At 40.7% G+C, this 19,749-nt stretch carries 9 protein-coding genes and 1 tRNA gene; 5 read left to right on the plus strand and 5 right to left on the minus strand.

Going from position 1 to position 19,749, the window contains the following annotated elements:
* Positions 1 to 10 precede the first annotated feature (10 nt).
* The 5 genes from EZ444_RS14100 to EZ444_RS14120 are packed head-to-tail and all read right to left on the minus strand — an operon-like array spanning position 11 to position 8,094.
* Complete coding sequence (locus tag EZ444_RS14100; RefSeq protein ID WP_131609937.1) at positions 11 to 760, minus strand: hypothetical protein; 750 nt, start codon at positions 758 to 760, stop codon at positions 11 to 13.
* 19 nt (positions 761 to 779) lie between these two features.
* Positions 780 to 2,252, minus strand: a complete 1,473-nt coding sequence (locus EZ444_RS14105; protein WP_131609823.1) for a hypothetical protein — start codon at positions 2,250 to 2,252, stop codon at positions 780 to 782.
* 14 nt (positions 2,253 to 2,266) lie between these two features.
* Entirely contained in the window at positions 2,267 to 3,601 is a 1,335-nt protein-coding gene (locus EZ444_RS14110) for a beta-carotene 15,15'-monooxygenase (protein WP_131609824.1), read from the minus strand.
* 10 nt (positions 3,602 to 3,611) lie between these two features.
* The gene (locus EZ444_RS14115; RefSeq protein WP_131609825.1) at positions 3,612 to 4,979 is read right to left on the minus strand and encodes a RagB/SusD family nutrient uptake outer membrane protein; all 1,368 of its coding nucleotides are present in this window, start codon (positions 4,977 to 4,979) and stop codon (positions 3,612 to 3,614) included.
* A 19-nt stretch (positions 4,980 to 4,998) separates the two neighbouring features.
* On the minus strand, positions 4,999 to 8,094 hold the full coding sequence (locus EZ444_RS14120; protein ID WP_131609826.1) for a SusC/RagA family TonB-linked outer membrane protein: 3,096 nt from the start codon (positions 8,092 to 8,094) through the stop codon (positions 4,999 to 5,001).
* 419 nt (positions 8,095 to 8,513) lie between these two features.
* Here EZ444_RS14120 and EZ444_RS14125 point away from each other — a divergent pair.
* The 5 genes from EZ444_RS14125 (at position 8,514) to cslA (ending at position 19,612) form a co-directional block, all read left to right on the plus strand.
* Positions 8,514 to 8,586: transfer RNA gene (locus tag EZ444_RS14125), tRNA-Phe, on the plus strand.
* A gap of 250 nt (positions 8,587 to 8,836) precedes the next feature.
* Positions 8,837 to 12,892 (plus strand): hybrid sensor histidine kinase/response regulator transcription factor, encoded by a 4,056-nt coding sequence (locus EZ444_RS14130; RefSeq protein WP_131609827.1) that lies wholly within the window; start codon positions 8,837 to 8,839, stop codon positions 12,890 to 12,892.
* Between the two features lie 93 nt (positions 12,893 to 12,985).
* Positions 12,986 to 16,048, plus strand: a complete 3,063-nt coding sequence (locus EZ444_RS14135; RefSeq protein WP_131609828.1) for a chondroitinase family polysaccharide lyase — start codon at positions 12,986 to 12,988, stop codon at positions 16,046 to 16,048.
* A gap of 1 nt (position 16,049) precedes the next feature.
* A complete protein-coding gene (locus EZ444_RS14140) occupies positions 16,050 to 17,474 on the plus strand; it encodes a sulfatase (RefSeq protein ID WP_131609829.1) in 1,425 nt (474 codons plus the stop codon).
* 29 nt (positions 17,475 to 17,503) lie between these two features.
* Positions 17,504 to 19,612, plus strand: coding sequence for a chondroitinase-AC (cslA, locus tag EZ444_RS14145; RefSeq protein ID WP_131609830.1), 2,109 nt, complete (start codon positions 17,504 to 17,506; stop codon positions 19,610 to 19,612).
* Positions 19,613 to 19,749: the final 137 nt, after the last annotated feature.

Genomic DNA, 19,749 nt, shown 5'->3' on the forward strand with positions numbered 1-19,749 from the left:
TCTAGTCAACTTATTGGATCACAAAACCTATTTTATCAACTCCCGCGTTTCCATCTTTGGGATTGAAAGCGTAAATCACCAATTCGTAACTGCCTGTTTCTTTAATTTTTAATTCTCCGGAAAATAGATTGTTTTCATGTAGCTTTTTCAAACTATACGTTCCTGTTTCTATTCCATCTTTTTTCAGAATTGCTTTTACTTCAAATTCATCCGAATTCCATACTCCACCTTTAGTAATTGCACATCCACACAACATGGTAAGGCTAATTTTAAATTCCAGGACATCCTGTTTTAAGGAGGATAGTTGTATAGCCTGGTGGCTGGTAGGACTTAATATGTCCAGTATTAATCCTGGTAAATCAATAATAATGCCTTCGCCAAGTATATCTTTTCCCGGAATTAGCCAGACCTGGGTACTGCCTTTTATGGCAGCACCCCTTCTGCTCAAAGGGGCAATCACCTCAATGTCTACAAGGGTTGGTTCATTAATGTCTATAATCGCTTCGTATTTAGCTGTTTTTTCATCCGTTAATCTTTGACCGCGAACTAAGGAGCTTTGCAGGATCAGTTTTGTGTCGCCAGAGCTACCTGTTGTTATACCATTTGCCAGTAACTGACCGGTCAAGTTATTTTTGATGAGGACAGATGCACCGCCTATTCCTGTACCAATAAATTTGGCGTCTTTAGCTTTTACCCTTACCGTCACCTTGGTAGGAGCAGCCATTAAACCATTTACAAGCAGGACAGCAATCGCTGTCATTGAAATTTTCTTAATCCTATTAATTGTTGACATAAGTGTATAAGTTATTTTTGGTGTACCATCCTTGACCTATAGGATAGTCTTTTTTGAATTTGTTTAGAACGATATGGACAGAATCCTTTTTGTTGATTAAACCAGCTATGATGATTTCGCCAGTCACCGGCCTTTTATAATCCCATTTAAGAATGCCAATACTATCACGTATGGCTGTTTCATAAAGCTTTTTTAAACCTACAGCGACATCTTTTTGTCCTTTGAACAGTTTTTTGCTGAATTCCTGGTTTTTATCTACCAGGTAAATCTGATGATTTGCTGAATCAATCTCGTAGTACAAGTAGCGCCATCCACCAGCCCTGCCAGTCAGCTCATATTTCCTCAGTATATCCTGAGGTTGAGGTACACCATTCGATATGTCAATTTTAAAAGCTTTGTGCACTTTGTAAGCTAGAGTGGAATAACGTTCAAAAATGGCGCTATGCCATCTTACGGAGTCTTGAGGAGTATAAGGGATGGTATCACCATTCAAAGCAAAAGAACTCACCTCATAATTTCCTTCTGCATTGGGTAGTCCGGGTATAACAGGTTCCTTTAACCGGGCACTGTTGTAATGCAGATCATATCTGTAATAACCGTATACAAATACAAAAAGAAAAATGAAAAGGTATTTTGAACCGTAAAATGCCAGTTTTTGCCCGGTGCTTTTTAATTTGGGATAATAATAGTTAGGCTTTACATTTTCCTTCTTGATAAAAAGTTTCCAGATGGCTGGGGCATAATAAACGAGTAAAAAGGCCGAAAGTAGTACGAAATATCCACTATATACATGCACCCCGCCATCGTAAGCAATGTTGGCATGTGCAATGTTGTATAGTACCCCCGCATTAAGAATGGCACCCAATGCTGTGGTTGCCCTAAAGAACATGAGTACGCCAGCTCCTATTTCCAGTAAGCCCAGAAATATCTGGTACCATAGCGATACGCCTACAGCCTGCCAGTACAATTTAAATTGCGCATAATCCCCTAGTTCGGTATTCAGATTGGTAATCGATGGAAAAGGCATTTGCATAGGGTAAAGTTTTAAATACCCGAAAGCGATAATGCCAATTGCAACGCGGTAGCGGGTAATTACCCTTAACCAGTAATACAGTACGTTGTAATTCGCAATTTTTTTGTTCCGTACCAGAATCGTCCATACCGCGGCACCTACTAGACCGATTAAAGCTGCAACGCCCCAGGTAGAGAATGAAGCAAGTCCCCATTTTCCGCTCTCAGACGCCACCTCGATAAAGCTGGGTCTGTATCCGGCTATTTTTGAAAGGATGTCGTACAAGGATTTTATTGGAAATAATTCTTTATACCAGCTTAATTTGACTGGAATAACCAATAAGGCGATAAAAATAAATGCGAATCTGAAACTTATTTTTTCAAAAGAGCTCCAGTTCGAAACCTCGTCCTGCACTATATTTTCTTCTGATTTTTTAATAGTACCCATATTTTTATGTGTTATTAGTAAATTTTAATTGGTTTACGGCGGCCTTCCTTCAGTAAATAAGTTTTTGCTACGCGTGTTAATACCACCGATAAAGAATCCCCGGTTTTATTGAAGCCTTTTAAGGTTATTTCCTGATCACCCTGTCTTGTTAAAGCGAAGGTATATCCATCCGTTACATCCGTTTTGTTCTCCAGAATGATTTGGTTGCTGTCTGCTGCTGTCTGATAGCTATAAAAATGACGGCCACCGTTACCCAGCTCTTCAAAATTCCGCTCTTTACTGGCCTGATAAGTTATTTCAGGTCTTAAGCTGTCTATCTTCACCGGTTTATTGTCTCGGATACTTATGGTGTTCCATTTTTCAAATACTACATTTTGCCATCGGTTTGGACTGGTTAAGGAGTAGGGGATGGTATCATTGTTTAAAACAAACTTGGATACATCGTAAATCCCCTCGGTGTTTGCTAGGCCCTTATTTTCAGGGTAAGGATATTTTGTGCTGGTCCAGGAGAAGTAAGTTGCCAGACCAAAAACAAAGAGAATAAGTAGAAAAGTCAGCTGTAAATACTTCCTGTATTTTTTAATAAGGGGATGATAATTAGGGACAAAATTATCCGCCAAACTTTGTACCTCTAAAAAAAACAGGTTGAATATTCTGCGTAAATCATAGGAAAGAATAAATAGGGCTATTAACAGCAAAAATGAGCTGTACACCTGATTTCCTATGCCATAAGCAAAATTTACAAGAACAATATTTAACAAGAGTGCAGTAGCCAGACCAGCGCCTATGGCTACTGTACGATGGTATATCAATAAGAGGCCAGCTGCAATTTCTAGTAGCCCCAAAGAGACCACATAATATGCCGATGAGACTGATGTGCTCAAAAAGTATACTTTCCAAGGTAAAAAATCACCATATGCCGTATGGAGGTCACTCAAAGTTGGCAAAGGTAGCTGGATGGGGAATAATTTAACAATGCCAGTAGCAATGATAGCCAGTGCTAAACGGTAACGTAGGAATACACGCAGCCAATAATAAAGCTGTGGATATGCCTTTTTGGAAGGCGATAATTTTTGCCATATCAATGTTGCGATCAGTGCTATTATTAAGGCAATGAGCCAATTGTAGTAGCCCGATAAATTAATGCCTGCAACAGGGTTTTCTGGGATAAATGAAGTTTGGAAAGTCGCTAGTTGGTAGAAACTTTGAAAACTCCATACTTTGGTGCCAATATGATGAAAGACCAGCTTATTGAAGGGGATAGAAAGAACAATAAAAAATACAAATGACAGCCGGAATAAAAATATTTCGGTCTTTGTCCAGGTGATGTTTTCTTTTAGCGAACTCATAAAAAATCTTTTAATTAGATGAATAACCAGGGTTCGGAGCTAGATTGGGATCTATTAAAGTCTGTGAGTAAGGAATAGGTAGCCTCAATTTATTGGCGTCTGCTATTCCTAGTACATCTTTTGCCCTGTTTGTTCTGATGAGGTCATACCAGCGATGGTTTTCCAGTGCAAATTCTAGTCTGTTTTCGTTTTCAATGGCTAAGAGTACCTGCTCTTTCGTACCAGTGGTCAGTATACCCACATTTGATCTTTTTCTGATTTCGTTTAAGTCATCCCGGGCACCATCCGGATTTTCCTGCTGTGCTCTTGCTTCGGCCCTGATCAGGTACAATTCTGCCAGTCTGATTAAAAATGCAGGGTCAGTTCCGTTGGTGCGGTAGTATAGATTTCCAAACCAGTTGTCGGCACCGTTAATTACCTGTTTTTCTACCAATGCTTTTCTGTCTCCACCAATGGCTGGGTCGCTTAATAATTCGGCTATTTTATCTGTAGGCCTTATCCATCCCACGCCACCTTTGGCCGAAGGCTGCCAATTATAGGCTTGTGTATTGGTTACGTTGATGTTGTAATAAAGCTCTAATACCGATTCAGAAGTGGCAGAGGCATTGTTGGCAAAGAAAGATTTGTAAGGGTTTAACAGGGTGTAATTTGTCTTGTCATCAATAATTTTGCCTGCATACTTCTCTGCTTCCGGCCAGTTGTTTTGATAAAGATAAAACCTGGCTTTTAGTGCCCAAACGGTTTTTTTTGTGGCCCTTATTCTATTGGTGGTTTCTGGCAGGAGATCCTCGGCTGCGATCAGGTCTTTCAATACCTGTGCATACGTTTCTGCAACGCTACTCCTTTGGATGCTTGGACGGTCATTGGGCGAAGTTGTTGGGGTAAGGATAAGCTGAACGCCACCCCAGGTTCTTGTCAAGTCAAAATAAGCTAGTGCCCTTATAAAATAGGCTTCACCTATCAATTGATTTTTGATGGCTGGAGTAAAAGTTGCAGTAGTAGCCAGCTGTGGGACTTTCGCAATCACATTGTTTGCCCTGTTTATGGTGTTATATATGGCTGTCCAGGAGGTGGCTAAAACAGCCAGATCGGATTTTACATTATGGTTGGTTAACTGGTTATTGACGGTTTGTGAGCCGGTATATCGGATATTATCTCCGGAGAAGAAACCCAGGATCTGGAAGCTATATCCATAATATCCATCGGATTGCAATTGGTTGTATATCCCCCTTACAGCTGTTTTGGCAGAGTTTTCATCTACTATAGTAACTTCGTCGGAAGTCGATTTTTTTGGTTCAACATCTAAAAATTTACCGCATGATACAAAGAGTAACGAAAGGGCGGTTAGTGATGTGAATAGAAATATGTTATTTTTCATGTTGCTAGTTGATCTGTTCTTACAATTTTACATTAAGCCCAAACTGAAATCCTTTGGGCTGCGGCGGCGTGCCAAAACCACCCAGTCCCTGAGCATTGGGATTTGACGTGATGCCCGATTCTGGATCTCCGGTATATTTGGTCCACAGGAATAGATTTGACCCCACAAAGTATACTCTTACGTCAGATAGCCCTAATTTTGAAAATGTTGATTTAGGTAAATTGTAACCTAAAGTGACTTGTTTCAATCTTAAAAAGGATGCATCTTCCAGATATCGGCTGCTCTGGTCAATGGTGTAATTACTGCCTACAGAGGTAAGTCGAGGGATGTCTGTAATGTCCCCTTTCTTCTGCCATCTGTTTAAGACATTGGTTGTCACACTGCCTGCTGATGCATTTCTTTCCTTAAAGTACCTTTGGAGATTTAAAGTGTAATTTCCATATTGGAAGCTAAAGGCTACGCCGAGATCAAAGTTTTTGTATTTGAAATTGTTGGTAAGGCCACCATAGAACTTTGGATATGCACTGTGTATTATTTTTCGGTCTTCAGCCGTTACATTTCCATTTGCGTCCTGACCTTCAAATACTGGTGCGCCTGTATTTGGATCTACATACAATTGATTGTAAAGCCAAAAAGAGTTCATTGAATAACCTTCTTTCAAAATCACCCAGTCCCTGGTGTATTGGGTAATCGGGCTTGGCAATTTTTCAATTTTGTTTTTATTACCAGAGATGTTGAAATCTGTGCTCCATGTAAAATGTCTGGTTCTGAGATTGGTCGAGTTTATTGTCAGTTCATAGCCTTTGTTGCTGATTTCGCCAACATTGGCCCAATAAACAGAAAAACCAGTAGATGATGGAATAGGCTGTTGCAGCAAGAGGTCAGAAGTATATTTATGGTATAGGTCCAAAGTTACCGCCAGTCGGTTATTAAAAAAGGAAGCGTCTAAACCTATATCGGTTTGCTTGGTTTTCTCCCAACGTAAATCGTCATTACCCAACTGCTCTGGTCCAATACCAGGTAAGGGCGAACCCACTAGATCGGCATAACTGCTACCGCCAGACCATAAGCCTCTGGAAGCAAAGTTGTCTATACCCGATTGATTCCCGGTTATCCCATAAGAAGCTCTTAGTTTTAAATCGCTAAGCCAGTCTACGTTTGTAAGGTAGCTTTCTTCTTTAAGCCTCCATCCCAAGGAGAATGCAGGGAAATACCCCCATTGATTATTGGTCCCAAATTTTGAAGATCCATCCGCACGTAAAGTCGCTTCAGCAAAATATTTACTTAAATAATTGTACCCTGCACGTCCGAAGAAGGAGGACAGATTATATCCCGTCCAGCCTTCAGATGCGGTACGAATAGATGCAGATGAGATTAACTTGTAATTGTCGTTGGCAAAACCGGTTCCAACTCCAGAATTTACAGAGAGGGTATTGCTTTGGAATGAGTTTCCGGCAAGGAGTGTCAGCTTATGGTTCCCCAATTGCTTTTGATAAGTTAAGGTTTGCTCATTTATCCAGGTATTATTTTGGGTAATATCTGAATTGGCTTGTCCACCTACTGCTTTTCCAATGCTTGTATTGGTGTTCCAATAGGCCGATTCCTTGTAATTGTTATAATCCAGGCTAAAACTGGTTTTAAACTTTAGGCCTTTAGCCAGTTCAGCTTCAGCAAAGACGCTTCCCACATAGCGTAAACTCTGTGTTTTTACATCGTAATTATCTATGAGCGTATAGGTGTTATCAACTCCAGTAGCGAAACCATCTTCACCATATTTAGGTGTGAAAGTGGCGGTTGAGACAGCAGAGTTCCATAGACTTACCTGTGGACCATCTCCTGTACGGGCCTGATTTCGGTCGCTTTTTGAAAAGCTATTGGTTAGCCCAATACTTACTTTTTCTGAAAGCTTCTGGTCGAAATTGAATTTTAAACTTGCTCTTGAAAACTTGATTACCTTAATTAATGCTTCTTGATCAGTGTATCCAGCTCCTATGTAATATCTGGAGGAGTTTGATCCACCCTGTACGGCCAAACTATAGTCTTGTACACGTCCTTTTCTCAGCAAGTCGCCCAGCCTATCGTATGTAGGCTGTTCCTCTGGTAATCCGCGGCCACCTTCTGATACCGGTCGGAAGGGTCTGTTTTGAACGGTTTGATTTAAGCTTGGGTTGTCAACTCCAGAATTGATCCACCATTCATTAGCGAGCAATGCAGCCTCAGGTCCAGTAGTAAGACTAGGTACAGTATTTTTATCTGCCTGCACCCATCCATTTGCTATATTGAAACTAACGGTAGATTTGTTGTTGTAATTTCCTTTTTTTGTGGTGATTAATACGACGCCATTGGCTCCTCTTGAACCATAAATAGCCGTTGCCGATGCATCCTTTAATACTTCTATAGATTCGATATCGGCAGGATTGATATCCGCAAGAGGAGAGGTAACCCTACCACCCAGATTGGTGGCCTGCAAGCTTGAATTATTCAAAAATACACCATCCACAATATATAATGGATCGCTACTTGAATTGATTGATGTGGTTCCCCTAACTCTTAAAAATATGCCTTCTCCGGGAACACCAGAATTGGTGATGACCTGTACCCCAGCGGCTTTCCCCTGTAGCTGTGCGTCAAAACTGGCAACTGGTTGTTGTATCACTTCGGAAGCTTTTATTTTCGCAACAGAACCGGTAATTTCCTTTTTATTCTGGGTGCCATATCCCACTATGAGAATTTCGCTTAATTGTTTTTGGTTCTGATTCAGTTTAATTGTGATGGGGGTATTGGTCACCACAACGCTGGATTTGTCATAGCCCAGGTAACTGACAATCAGGGTGACAGGAAGTTTTTGTCCGGTTACAAAGCTGAACTTACCATCCCGGTCTGTTTGGACGCTATGTGTTACGCCTTCTAGCTGCACTAAAGCCCCCGGTAAAGGGTCGCTGGTACGGGAATCTATAACTTGTCCACTTATGGTTGCGTTTACCAGTGGCTTGGTAGGTGTTTGGGCAATAGTAAGGAGAGGGGATAGAAGGACGAGCGATAGGGATGTTAACTTTAGTTTTTGGACCAAAGCAAGGCCATTAAAAAAGCGCCTAGCTTTTTCAAAATTTTGCATATTTTTACATTACTTAATTTGAGTGATAAAACAGGGCCAACGCCAAATTGATATCCTGTTTTTTAGAATTAGTTATTAGGGGAATACATTGTATTTCCCTTTTATATTACTGAGTGTAACATCGCATCATTGGAAACCTCCTTGTCATTTAACTGGTGTTATAAATAAAGTCTACTAAACTTGTCGACAATATTAAGGTATTTTATTTATCCCTCAAAATAAAAACTACTAAATAAGTATACTTTTTGTGGCAGTTGTCTTTTTGCTTAGAGAATAGTAGTGTTTTTGAAAATTAAATATGTGAGAAAGAGCGATTAATAATTATTTCTCCATTTAGCATAGGGTAGTAACAGAAAAGATATTACATTTGCAATCCCGACCGAGGGGAATATGATTACGAAATCATGTTTAAATAAGATGGTACGGTAGCTCAGTCGGTAGAGCAATGGACTGAAAATCCATGTGTCGCCGGTTCGATCCCGGCCCATACCACTGCAAGAAGCTTCAGAGAAATCTGGAGCTTTTCTGTTTTATATGGTTTTTTATACATCCTGCTTGACCCAAAATATACCTTCTGCGTAAAGGCATAGGCGCTCTTTGCTCCCCTTCAGGAGCCTAAGAGATGCCAGCCTTCGAGCAGAATGGTTTATTTTGTATCTTTAAAGCGGAAATGACTAAACCTACTAACCTTCATAAAATAGCCACGCGAGTATTACTAATCGTAATATTCAACTGCTTTTTCATGCGCTCATTTGCTCAGTTATCCTTTGATCATTTATCAGTTACCAACGGCCTGTCTCAAAGTACCGTTTTATCTATATGCAAAGACAGCAGGGGATACATGTGGTTTGGTACGCGCGACTGTCTGAATCGCTATGATGGTAGAGGTGTTAAAATTTACCATACAAATCCTGATGATCCATCAACCATCAGTTCGGAAGATTACATCTATGCTTTGTTAGAGGATAAAAAGCAAAACCTATGGATTGGAACCCAAAACGGACTAAATAGGTATATTCCCGAAAAGGACGCTTTTGAACGGATCCCTTATGATCTTAAAAATCCGAATAGCATCAGCGATAAGATTGTACTTTCCATATTTTCCGATAGCAAAGGGAAGATCTGGTTCGGTACTAATCTGGGCTTAAGTATGCTGGAAAGCTCTACTTCCAGAAAGTTTAAAAGGTTTTTTCAAAAAGACGGGCTGGCAGGGAATTCTATATATGCAGTTTTTGAAGACAGTAAAGGCAATATTTGGGTAGGGACTACAGAGGGCTTGACCAGGATGACTTTAAAGAATGGCAAGTATATCTTTACTACCTTTCGCAATAATGCCACTGATCTGAAAAGTATTAGTGGGAATTTTATTAGAACCATTGCTGAGGATAAGCAAGGGAGAATATGGATAGGGACAGAAGCAGATGGTTTGAATTTGTTTATGCCTGAAAGTGCTTCCTTTATGAGGTTTAAGTATAATCCTGCTGATCCACAGGGATTGAGTAATAACATTGTCCGTAAAATAACAGTAAGTAAAAAAGGTGATTTATGGGTGGCGACCATGAACGGCTTGAATATTTTAAATCCACATACCCTACGTTTTACCGATTTTAAGCATGATTCGGATAACCGTAAGAGCTTAAGTGATAATTCTATTAAGGATATTTATGAGGATAATCAGGGCTCAGTTTGGGTGGGTACTAATTTTGGTGGTGTAAATGTTACCCACAGTAATACCATTCCCTTTACGGTTTATAAACACGATAAATACAGAAACAGCATCAGCAGCGACATCATCAGCGTTATTGAGGGCGATGAAAAGGGAAATCTTTGGATTGGTACTGAAGGGCATGGCCTTAATTATTTCGACACTAAAACTGGCGAATTTAAAAAGTATGTGAACGATGCCCGTGATCCGGGAAGTCTGGGTAATAATACCATTAAGGCCATATATCGAGATCGCAAGAACAGAATCTGGATAGGCTTGTTTCAAGGGGGGCTTGAGCTTTTTAACCCAAACACAGGTAAGTTTATGCACTACCAACCTGATCCTTTGAATCCCAGAGCCCTAACTTTTGGCTATGTAAGCAGTATTGCCGAAGATGATCGGGGAAGACTGCTTGTTGGTACTTCATCGAAAGGATTAAATGTGTTTGATCCAGAGCAGGAAAACTTCTCTGTAATTAGTGATGTTCCTACCTCATCTGGGCTAAGGCTGAGCAGCAGTTACATTCGTTTTGCTTATACGGATTCGAAGAAAAATCTCTGGGTGGGTACGCCAAGGGGACTCAATTTGTTAAAGTATCAATCCGGACAATTTAAGTTTTTCTTCAAAGGTAGTAGCAAAGATAGTCTTAAATCAGGTCAGGTCAATTGTATAAGGGAAGATCAGCAAGGTAACATCTGGGTAGGCTCCTTACGTGGGGGCTTAAGTCTTTACCATCCTAAAACCAATTCCTTTACTACTTATACTAAAGTAAATGGTATGGCTAGTGACAATATCATCGATATTTTGGAGGATAATGAGGGGAACTTGTGGTTGAGTACAGATCGTGGCCTCACCAAGTTTGATAAGCAGCGGAAATTCTTTAAAAACTATAACATTACAGATGGATTACCTGCCAACGAGTTCAACGTTAATTCGGCTTATAAGGATAAAAGTGGAAAGCTCTACTTTGGTAGTTACAATGGCCTGGTAAGTTTTACTCCCCGCGACATTAAGGTGAATACCCATGTTCCAAAAATTGTATTTTCTGGTTTAAAGCTATTCAACAAACCGGTAGCTATTAATGGGCCTGATCATTTGTTGAAAGAGGACATCAGTTTCACCAAAGAGATTACGTTTTTAGCAGGACAAAATATTTTTACAATTGATTTTTTGGCTTTAAGCTATATACAGCCGGGCCGTAATAAATATGCGTATAAGCTAGAGGGCTTTGAAAAGGATTGGAACTATGTTAGTATTCCATCCGCAACCTATACCAACCTACCATCTGGCAAGTATCGTTTTTTAGTAAAAGCAAGTAACAATGATGGCCTTTGGAACGAAAATCCAGCCAGTCTGGAGATTCGCATCCTCCCCCCAATATGGCGCACCTGGTGGGCTTACCTGCTCTATTTTATGGCGGGCTCTGCATTGCTTTATTTCGTGTTGCGTTTTAGTCGTAGACAGCAAAGGCTGGAGTCGGAGTTGTATTATGAGCACTTGAACAATGAGCGGCAACAAGAGCTTTACCAGATGAAGCTTGATTTCTTTACCCGGATATCACATGAGATCCGTACGCCACTAACTCTGATCTTTGCGCCACTTGAAAAGCTGATTAACCTGACTAAGGAAAATAATACCGTTAACCAGCAGTTGATGGGGATTAAGAGGAATACTGACAGGCTGTTAAGGTTGATAAGCGAGTTGCTAGACTTTAGAAAGATAGAAACGGGAAATGCTAAGCTACAGGTTTCGGAACATGACCTGGTTGCTTTTTGCCGCAGTATCTATGATGCTTACGAGAGTTTGGCTGAAATTAAAAATATAGATTATAGCTTTAGCAGTACTGAACCTCAAATTCAGGTGTATTTTGATACTAGCCAGATGGAGAAAGTATTTTATAACATCCTTTCCAATGCCTTTAAATATACGCCTGATGGTGGCAAAATAAGCTTCTCTATCCATTTGGAAAATGAGCAGATAAAAGTGGTTATTGCAGATACGGGTATTGGTATCCCTGAAGAGGCGCAAGACAAGATATTTACTAATTTCTATCAGGTAAAATCGGGGGCGGTTACTGCTGAAGGTTGGGGAATAGGTTTGGCGTTGGTTAAAAATATAGTAGATCTGCATAAAGGCGAAATCTCGGTTGCTAGTGTGCCGGCTATCGCTGGAAAGGATGGGGAAACTAGTCTTACCGTTGCCCTTTTATTGGGTAAAGCTCATTTTACGGAGGAAGAAATGCTGAGCCCGGATAGGATGATGAAAGCTATAGGGGATGTTGCTATATCAACGATAGCAGAAGTCGATGAGGAAAGAGCATCTGTACCTGGAGAGAAAAAATATACCATTCTGGTTGTAGAGGATAATGATGAATTGAGAGGGTTTATTGTACAGTCGCTGCAAAATACTTACCACATTCTGGAAGGTGTGAATGGACTGGAAGGCTGGGAGATGGCTATAGCACATGTTCCCGATGTCATTATTAGTGATGTGACCATGCCCGAAATGGATGGTTTGGAACTTTGTGCCAGATTAAAAAAAGAAGAAAGAACCAATCATATCCCTGTAATTATGCTTACTGCTATGGCATCGCAGCTACATCTGGTTAATGGTTTGGAAGCAGGAGCTAATATTTACATTACTAAACCTTTCAGCATTCAGGTTTTGGAACTCAGTGTTCGTAACCTTTTACAGGGGCGCGAGGAACTTAAGCAGAAATACATGCGTCAGGTGATGCTAACCCCGAGGAGGCTTGAAACAGAGTCGCCGGAGGATAAGTTTTTAAATCGATTGATGTTGGTGATTGAGGAGAGTATGGAAGATCCTGATTTTAATGTGGGGAGCCTTGTTGAAGATATTGGAATGAGTCAGACTGTGCTGTACAAAAAGATCAAGGCCATTACTGGTTTATCCATTACAGATTTTATCAAATCACAACGATTAAAAAGAGCCGCGCAGTTATTGACAGAGGATAAACTGAATATTTCTGAAGTCGCTTACTCTGTTGGTTTCAATGATCGGAAGTACTTTAGTAAAGAGTTTCGTAAGCAATTTGGTGTAGCCCCATCAGACTATGTTCAAAAAACAGATTAGACCCCCCTTTTGAACTGATTTGTCGCCTTTTTTAGGCAGATTAAAATGAATATTTGAATCTTGTATGAACCAAATTTCAGAAAAAGACCAAATATGAACCGTTTGCTTTTCGTTTTTTTATTTGTCTGTTGGCAGTCTGCCGGCAGTTACGCACAGATACAAACAGACATTTGCGAAAATAGCGTACCCAATAATTGGAACGCCATTAATGGCAGGTTATCCATGAACGCCGACCACTTTAAATTGGGTAAACAAGCCCTAAAGTGGGACTGGACAACTGCCGGGAAAAGTATATTGAAAGTTCAGAGCGATGCTTTCAAAGCTGTTGCTGCAAATCCAAGAAGTACTTTCGTAGTATGGATCTATAATGACACACCTATAAATGATAAGCTGGTGTTTAAATTCGGTACTCAAGATAAAACGGTTTCTAGTTTCGATTTTAACCTTAATTTTAAAGGTTGGCGAACAGCTTGGGTAATGTACCATAGAGATATGGTAGGCAAGCCTCAGGCAGATATGGATATCCTCACTGTACATGCACCTACAACTGTAAAAAAGGGAAGCTTGTTTATTGATCAGCTGATGTATGATGTAACCATCAATCCGCGTTCACCAATGCGGGATGAGCAATTACCTTTTGTAAATCCAGAAGGAGATAAGGCCGCCAATGCGCACTGGAACTCTTTATATGCATTTAATAGAACACCACATTACTTGCCCTTGCAAGTGAAATTGGAGTCGACTGATCGAACCGATATGGCACAAATCACTCAACGTTATAAAGAACAGATTCTGTCTTCAGCAAAAACTGTTGGAAAAAACGCAGTGCAAGATGTTGAAAAAGCCTTTAGCTATTGGAACATAGGAAGAGATGGGGGCCGAATAACCGGTAGACCAGTTTATTCTACAAATGATATAGAGTTGGTGTCTTTGTCGCCAACTGAAAGTGTGAAAGAAACCAATCGCTTATCTGGCATAAAACGTTATACCGAACTGATGCTACTGGTCGCTCAGCTTTATCAAACCTCGCCAGATGCAGTAGATAAACAAAAGCTAGAAGGTATTTTTATAGATCTGCTTGATCATCTTGAAGATCAGGGCTGGGCTTACGGTAGTGGTATGGGTGCATTGCATCATCACGGTTATAACCTGTCGGATTATTATCCGGCCTGTTTGCTCATGAAAGATGTGATCAAAAAACACAATAAGTTAGACCGCACATTTAAAAGTATGGCTTGGTTTAGTGGTCTAGGACGTACTTTGCAGCTTCCTGATCAATTGCCATCGTCTAATATTGATGTTTTCAATACCCTGCTGGGGAGTATGCTCTCGTCTATTTTAATAATGGATGATGCTCCCGAAAAATTCAGGTATATGCATAGCTTTTCGAATTGGCTATCTAAAAATATAGAACCAGACCATACCATTGAGGGAGCTTTTAAGCCCGATGGGGCAGTTTTTCATCATGGTAATCTTTATCCAGCTTATGGTATTGGCGGTTATAGTGGTATTACCCCAATTATATACGCACTTAGTGGGACCTCGTTTAGCGTAAGGCAACAAGCACATGAAAGTTTACGGAATAGTTTACTGATGATGCACTATTATACCAATCCTTATAAGTGGCCGATTAGTGTGTCTGGCCGTCATCCGACAGGAAACTGGCGTATTCCAGATGTGCCTTATGCTTATATGGCTATGGCTGGGATGCCCGATGGTAGCTTAAAAACGGATACGCTTATGGCCTCGATATACCTGAAGCTAAACGGAAAGAAGCAAAATAAATGGGCTACTGCTTTTAAAAGTAGCCAGATCAAGCCGGTAGGCTATACCAGGGGTCACTGGAACCTTAATTATGGTTTGTTTGATATACATCGCCGTCAGGATTGGTTGCTTACGGTACGCGGTCACAATCGGTATTTTATTAGCCACGAGTCCTATCCCGGTGCAAATATGTATGGCCGTTATTTTGCCTATGGACAGTTGGAAGTTTTGTTTCCAGCAACCAAAGCTGATGATGGGAGCAATTTTAAAGATGAGGGTTGGGACTGGAACAACATTCCGGGGACAACAACCTTACATCTGCCCTTAGATAAGCTGCGTGCTAACATTATCAATGCTGATGACTATAGTGGAATAGAAGAAATGTTGATCTCGGATGAGCGTTTTGCAGGGGGTACAACATTTAAGAACCAAGGTATGTTTGCCATGAAACTGCATGGTCATGATAAATATGATATGGGGAGTTTTAGGGCCACCAAATCATGGTTTATGTTTGATAACCTGGTCATCAATTTGGGCTCGGGGATTCAAAATACCATAGCAGCCTATCCAACAGAAACGACGCTGTTCCAAAATTACCTGAAAGATTCGACAGATGTGCTCAACATAAATGGTACAGCAATAAATTCATTCCCCTACACAAAAAAGGGGGAAGCTGGAAAGCCTTTAACGATTGTTGACAACCGAAATATCGGCTATTATATTCCTGACGCGGGAGATATCGTGTTAACAAAAGCAACGCAGGTTTCACGTGATCAAAAAGATAGCCGTAAAACCATAGGCAACTTTGCTAAGTTAATTATTCAACATGGAAATGCGCCTGTAGATGCTGGATACCAGTATGCAATGTTGATAAAAACGAATAAGCAGGCATTAGAAAGCTTAGCTTTGTTGCAAGGAAGTACTAAACCTTTGTATAAAGTATTGCAAAAGGACAATGCGGCGCATATTGTATGGTATGCTCCACAACAGATTACTGCAGTCGCTGTTTTTGGAACTAATAACAAACTCTCGGATTCTTTACTGATGGGCAATAATAGGCCATGTTTGCTGATGTATCAGCAAAAGGGGGAACAATTGTCTATGTCAGTTACCGATCCTGATCTTGCTTTTTATGAAGGGCCGGATGATAGTCCCTTAACGGCAGATGGTAAAAGAAAAGAAGTGAGTATTTACTCACGCAATTGGTACCGTTCGCCAGCTAAACCATCAGTTATGCAACTGTTGGTTAAAGGTAGTTGGGTTGTAAAGGCAGGCACAAATGGCTTGCAGGCGAGTTTGCAGCCTGATGGGAACACGTTGGTTAGTGTAAAATGTACAGACGGGATAGCCTCAAAAATTGAATTGTTTAAAGAAAATAAAAGGAGAATATAAAATGAAGAATACAATCATTTGTGCTTTGCTGGCTACATTTTCAGTGAGCACTGCTATAGCACAAAATAAGTCTTCAAATCAGCCCAATGTAATTGTCATTGTTAGTGATGATGCGGGATATGTAGACTTTGGATGTTATGGAGGCAAACAGATTCCAACACCAAATATTGATGGAATTGCCCGTCGGGGTACCCGTTTTACGGATGCTTATGTTTCGGCCTCTGTATGTGCACCTTCAAGAGCTGGTATTTTAACAGGTCGTTATCAGCAACGTTTTGGTTTTGAACACAACACCTCTAATTTGGTTGCTCCCGGGTATAAAATTACCGATGTAGGTATGGATCCATCCGAGCAAACGATTGGAAATGAGATGCAGGCCAATGGTTATAAAACCATCGCCATAGGTAAATGGCATCAGGGCGATGAGCCAAAACATTTCCCACTAAAACGTGGCTTTGATGAGTTTTATGGTTTTACAGGTGGCCACAGGGACTTCTTTGCCTATAAAGGTGCAAGGACTAACGAACATGCTTTGTATAACAACAATGAGATTGTTCCGGAAAGTAAGATCACTTACCTAACAGACATGTTTACCGATAAGGCAACCAGCTTTATCGCAGAAAATAAGGATAAACCCTTCTTTATGTACCTTTCTTATAATGCGGTTCATACTCCTATGAATGCTAAGAAAGATTTGATGGAGCGCTACGCCAGTATCCAGGATACGGGTAGAAGAGCTTATGCTGCGATGATGACTTCTTTGGATGATGGGGTTGGACGTGTAATGGCGATGCTGAAACAGCAAAACCTGGATAAGAACACCATCATTGTTTTTATCAATGATAATGGTGGAGCTACGGTAAATTCATCCGACAACGGGCCCTTGCGTGGTATGAAAGGTTCAAAATGGGAAGGGGGTATCCGTGTAGCGATGATGATGAAATGGCCCGGACATATTGCAGCAAATAAAACTTATAGCAAGCCAGTTATTTCATTAGATATATTGCCGACTGCTATTGCGGCGGGGAATGGAAAACGTAAAGGCACAAAGAAACTGGATGGGGTAAACCTCTTGCCATATATCACCGGAAGCAACAAAAAGACTCCTCACGAAGCGCTTTACTGGCGAAGAGGGGTAGCTGCAGCCATGAGAGAAAATAATTGGAAGCTGATACGCGTGAAAGGACGTTTAGAAAATAAAGAGGTAGAGAATGTGTTGCTGTTTGATCTGGAAAAAGATATTTCTGAAACCACCAATCTTGCCCTGAAATACCCTGCACAGGTAAATAAGATGCTTGGTAAGCTTGCAGAATGGGAAAAGGGATTGGATAAGCCACACTGGGGTAGTTCATATGGCGGCAAAAACCAAATCATGAAACACCGCATGGAAACGACAGGTCGTGACATGGAAAGAATGTATCCTTAATAAAATAAACCAACTAAATTTGTAGCTCAATGAAGAGAGTATTATTGTTAAGTGTATTGGCTTTGAGTATGCTAATATCGCGATTAGCCAAGGCACAGTCTGGTGATGCAGCCAGTCTAATTATGCAAAGAATTGTATTGGACCTTAGAAAGCCAGTACGGTCTGTGGATAAAGCAGCAGAAAAGAACCTGGCTACGCTGCAGCCTAATGGAAGCTGGAAGGGGATAGATTACAAGGATAGAACCATTACCAACTGGCAACCAAACGATCATTTAGTAAAGTTAGAAAGCCTTGTTCAGGGGTATATAACAAAAGATAGCCGTTATTTTAGCGATGATCAGACACTAGACGCAATAACTCGTGCCATTAAGTATTGGTACGATCAGGACCCGAAAAGTAGCAACTGGTGGCACAATGAAATTGGTACTCCTCAGGCTTTGGGTGAAATTTTGATCATGCTGCGCAATGGCGAAAGTAGAATACCGACAGATTTAGAGGCACTGCTGATTGAAAGAATGAACCGCGGAGTTATTGAAAAACAAACAGGAGCTAATAAAACAGATGTCGCTCTGCATTATTTCTATAGAGCTTTGCTTACTAATAATCAAGCTTTACTAGCTAGTTCGGCTGCGGAGTTGTTTGAGCCGATTAAGCTTATGCATTATGACGAGGGCTTGCAGTATGATTATTCCTATTTGCAGCATGGCGCACAGTTACAAATATCAAGTTATGGTGCGGTATATATTTCCGGGATATTGAAAATGATTAACTACGTGCAGGGAACGCCGTATGCGATCAGTAATGAGAAATTGCAAATGTTCTTTAGGTACTACCGCGAAACTTATTTAAAAGCGATTAGAGGTAGTTATATGGACTTCAACGCAGAAGGTCGTGGTGTAAGTAGACCTAATATTTTAAGAAAGAATACAGAGAAAAGCAGGTTAATTACTGCAACTATGATTGATCCATTACATGCGGATGAGTGGAGAAGTGCAATTGCAAGAACCGATAGTACAGCGGCACCAGATTATAAGATTGAACCATTGCATAAGCAGTTTTGGATTGGAGATTATGTAATGCACCTTAGACCTGGTTATTCTTTTAATGTGAGGATGGTGAGTAATCGGACTAAACGTAGCGAGTCTGGAAACAAGGAGAATTTATTTGGTAGGTACTTATCTGATGGTGCGACCAATATTCAGGTTCGTGGACCGGAGTACTACAACATTATGCCGGTTTGGGAATGGGATAAGATTCCGGGAACAACAACCAGAGATTATGCGGAAGATCGTTTGACTACCAAGTTCTGGGGCGAAGATGGAAGCAACGCTTTTGCTGGTGGTGTTTCTGATGGCATGTATGGTGCAAGCACTTATGCGTTGGACTATGATAGCCTCTCTGCAAAAAAAGCCTGGTTCTTTTTTGATCAGGAGATTGTATGTCTGGGCGCAGATATCCGTAGCAATACGCCAGAGTCGATTGTGACTACTGTTAACCAAAGCTGGTTAAATGGCGACGTATTAGGTTCTGGCATAAAAGGCAAGCTTGGGAAAGGGAAAATGGAAGTGTTTAAAGGTGATCACCAAAGTTGGATCTTACACGATGGGATTGGCTATGTATTCCCTGAATCCGTAGATTTAAGTTTGAGTACCAATACCCAAAAGGGGAGCTGGTACAAGATCAACAATGCACATCCAAAGGGAGCGCTTTCTGGTAGTGTTTTTAAACTATGGATCAACCATGGTGTAAAACCAGAAGGTGCAAAATATGTGTATGTAGTATTGCCGGGCATTAAGAATGCCACACCTCTAAGTAATTTTGCTAAGTCTGGTATTAAAATTCTAGCTAACACCGGACAACTACAGGCGGTAAGCAATGAGCAATTAAATATGTTGCAGGCGATCTTTTACGAGCCGGGTGTATTAAAAACGTCGGCCTATACCATCAAGTCGGACAAGGCTTGTGCGTTATTAATTAAAGCGCTGAATGGTAAGGTGGTAATCTCTGTGGCAGACCCTTTGCAAAAAGAAACAAATGCTGTGATTAGCATCACAAATAATAAGGATGGAAAGACAATGGATTATCCGGTAAGTTTCCCTCAGCAAGCATTTGCCGGCTCTACGGTAACGCTTAAATAAATTGAGATTGAGGGTAATAAGGTATTGAAACAGCCGTTTTGACTGATTATTACCCTCTTTTAAATTAATTAGTGCCCCTTTTTTAATCGGATTGATGCTCAAATTTGATTGTAGTAATCGCAAGGTTGCAGTAGTGT

Origin of the sequence: Pedobacter hiemivivus (genome assembly GCF_004331685.1) — a bacterium.
Classification (GTDB): domain Bacteria; phylum Bacteroidota; class Bacteroidia; order Sphingobacteriales; family Sphingobacteriaceae; genus Pedobacter; species Pedobacter hiemivivus.

Excerpts from the sequence above, each read along its gene's own strand:
- EZ444_RS14105 (WP_131609823.1), bottom strand. The coding sequence starts at position 2,252 with ATGGGTACTATTAAAAAATCAGAAGAAAATATAGTGCAGGACGAGGTT.
- EZ444_RS14135 (WP_131609828.1), top strand. The coding sequence starts at position 12,986 with ATGAACCGTTTGCTTTTCGTTTTTTTATTTGTCTGTTGGCAGTCTGCC.
- EZ444_RS14115 (WP_131609825.1), bottom strand. The coding sequence starts at position 4,979 with ATGAAAAATAACATATTTCTATTCACATCACTAACCGCCCTTTCGTTA.
- EZ444_RS14130 (WP_131609827.1), top strand. The coding sequence starts at position 8,837 with ATGCGCTCATTTGCTCAGTTATCCTTTGATCATTTATCAGTTACCAAC.
- EZ444_RS14140 (WP_131609829.1), top strand. The coding sequence starts at position 16,050 with ATGAAGAATACAATCATTTGTGCTTTGCTGGCTACATTTTCAGTGAGC.
- EZ444_RS14110 (WP_131609824.1), bottom strand. The coding sequence starts at position 3,601 with ATGAGTTCGCTAAAAGAAAACATCACCTGGACAAAGACCGAAATATTT.
- EZ444_RS14120 (WP_131609826.1), bottom strand. The coding sequence starts at position 8,094 with ATGCAAAATTTTGAAAAAGCTAGGCGCTTTTTTAATGGCCTTGCTTTG.
- EZ444_RS14100 (WP_131609937.1), bottom strand. The coding sequence starts at position 760 with ATGACAGCGATTGCTGTCCTGCTTGTAAATGGTTTAATGGCTGCTCCT.
- cslA (WP_131609830.1), top strand. The coding sequence starts at position 17,504 with ATGAAGAGAGTATTATTGTTAAGTGTATTGGCTTTGAGTATGCTAATA.